The 2,709-nt window shown below is 36.7% G+C and carries 2 protein-coding genes; one reads left to right on the top strand and one right to left on the bottom strand.

What is annotated here, in order from left to right:
* Nucleotides 1-35: 35 nt before the first annotated feature.
* Nucleotides 36-1,313, bottom strand: a complete 1,278-nt coding sequence (serS, locus tag HMPREF9171_RS104775; protein WP_000886188.1) for a serine--tRNA ligase — start codon at nucleotides 1,311-1,313, stop codon at nucleotides 36-38.
* A gap of 296 nt (nucleotides 1,314-1,609) precedes the next feature.
* On the opposite strand from serS, the gene HMPREF9171_RS104780 reads away from it, so the two are divergent.
* On the top strand, nucleotides 1,610-2,671 hold the full coding sequence (locus HMPREF9171_RS104780; protein ID WP_000417634.1) for an acyltransferase: 1,062 nt from the start codon (nucleotides 1,610-1,612) through the stop codon (nucleotides 2,669-2,671).
* Nucleotides 2,672-2,709 lie beyond the last annotated feature (38 nt).

The raw sequence follows: 2,709 nt of genomic DNA, 5'->3' as shown, positions 1-2,709 counted from the left end.
GAAATGAGTTGGTATACCAACTCATTTTAGAGTGCCTAATTTGGTTTAATAATATCGATATTACCCATATATGGACGAAGAACTTCTGGGATAGTCACAGAACCATCTTCATTTTGATAATTTTCGAGGATTGCTGCTACAGTACGTCCAACTGCAAGTCCTGAACCATTTAAAGTATGAAGCAACCTAACTTTGCCATCAACTTCGTCACGGTAACGAATTTGAGCACGACGTGCTTGGAAATCTTCAGTATTAGAACATGAAGAAATTTCTCGATAAGTATTTTGAGCAGGAATCCATACCTCTAAGTCATACGTTTTAGCTGCTGAGAATCCCATATCTCCTGTACATAAGGTAATGACACGGTATGGGAGATTAAGTTTTTGAAGAATATTTTCAGCATTTGCTGTCATTTTTTCTAATTCTTGGTATGATTCCTCAGGCTTGGCAAATTTCACCATTTCTACTTTATGGAATTGATGAAGGCGAATTAATCCACGTGTGTCACGTCCTGCAGAGCCTGCTTCTGAACGGAATGATGGACTCATGGCAGTAAAGTATATAGGTAATTCTTTCCCATCGATAATTTCATCACGATAATAGTTTGTTAAAGGAACTTCAGCTGTTGGGATAAGTACGAATGGGCTATCTGCTAATTCGAAAGTATCTTCCTTGAACTTTGGATATTGTCCCGTACCGAACATTGAATCGTGGTTAACCATATAAGGAGGGATCACTTCAGTGTACCCTTCCTTAGCGTGTTCATCCAGCATGAAGCTGTAGATAGCACGCTCTAAACGAGCACCTAGACCTTTGTAGAAGAGGAAGCGAGAACCAGTAACTTTTGCACCACGTTCCCAATCGAGAATTCCAAGGCTTTCCCCTAAATCCCAGTGAGCTTTGGCCTCAAAATCAAATTCACGAGGAGTTCCCCAGCGACGAACTTCAACATTTTCATCCTCGTCTGCTCCAAGCGGCACATCATCAGCTGGTGTATTAGGAAGTACGGTCACCATTGATTGTAAATTAGCATCCACATCTGCCAATTCCGCATCAATTGCTTTGATATCAGCGGAAAGTGTTTGCATAGCTGCGATTTGCTCGTCTGCATTCTCTTTATTTCGTTTTGCTTGAGCAATGGCAGCAGAAGCAACATTACGTTGCGCTTTCGCCTCTTCAGCTTTGATAAGTAATTCACGGCGTTTTATATCAAGTTCTTTAAGGGTTGTTAATGTTTCTTGGTCAACACCACGCGTGGCCAATTTTTTAGCGACAGCATCAAAATCTGTACGAATACGTTTTAAGTCTAACATATAGGAATCTCCTTTATACTAAAAAACACCCTGTCATGCTGGAGCGCAAAGGCGCGGTTCCATCCAGCTTCACAGAAGTGCACTTGATTGATTGATTAAATTATTTCCCATAAATGGAACACGGTAGAATTTCATAAAACAATTCTATCTGCTCGCAACGACCGCAGACTCTCTGTAAAGAACTATTATACTACTTATCCGTTAAGGTTATTATATCCAAAAATAAGTAAAATGTAAACCTTAACTTTATAAGCCTGCTCTTTGTTTTAGTGAAATAGCTATGCTAAAATATGATTATGGAAAAGTATACAAGTATTAAACAATCAGGTCGTCATTACGGCTTAGACCTTTTAAGGATTATTTCCATGTTCATGATTGTTATTACGCATGTTCTTGGAAAAGGTGGTCTGAGATCTTCGGTTGAGGGACACGCAGACTCCTATTTTATAGTAACGTGGATTATCCAAGTCTTAGTTTATGGGGCTGTTAACTGTTATGCACTAATAAGTGGTTATGTGGGAATTAATTCGCGTTATCGTTACTCAAAATTACTGACTATCTGGGCACAGGTTTTTTTCTACACCTTTACAATAACAGCACTTTTTGCAATCACAGGTCATGAAGTGACCTTGCTTAATTGGAGAGATGCTTTTTTCCCTATTGTCAGTGGGCAGTATTGGTATATTACTGCTTACTTTGGTCTATTGGTTTTTATGCCTGTTATTAATAATGGATTAAATGCCTTGACTGATAAACAATTAAAACAATTGGTTTTGTTAATGTTTATTATTTTTTCAATTTTACCAGCTGTTTTAAACAATCGTGTTCCAGAATTTTCATTGAGCAAGGGTTTTGAGATGACTTGGCTACTGATTTTATATATTATTGGTGCCTATTTGAAACGTATTGATTTAAATATATTTAAAACATCATACTTACTTATAGTTTATCTATTATCATTGGTTGCTACTTATGTCATGAAGTTTAGTATTGGTGATATTTGGTATTGGTATGTTTCGCCTACTTTAACTTTAGGGGCGGTAAGTTTGTTTATATTATTTGCTAGAGCAAGCATTAAGCCCTCGGGATTCTTAAAGAAAATAATTGTTGTATTAGCCCCTTCAACCTTGGGAGTTTATCTCTGTCATCTCCACCCACTAATAGTAAAATATTTTGTAAGAGATTTTGCAGAGACGTTTGTTTATGAGTCCATTTATCTTTACCCATTTTTAATTTTAGGAGCAGGGATTTTAATTTATTTGTTGGCTTTTATTGTAGAACGTATTAGATTACGAATATTTAAAGCAATCCATTTTTCTAACTTTTTGAGATGGTTTGATGACAAGTTCCCATATTAATATTAGAGTTAAAAAATAAGATAGACTATAGTCTATCT

This window comes from Streptococcus agalactiae ATCC 13813 (assembly GCF_000186445.1).
GTDB lineage: Bacteria > Bacillota > Bacilli > Lactobacillales > Streptococcaceae > Streptococcus > Streptococcus agalactiae.
The sequence above is the reverse complement of the archived record's forward strand: the minus strand, read 5'-3'. Positions and strand labels throughout refer to the sequence as shown.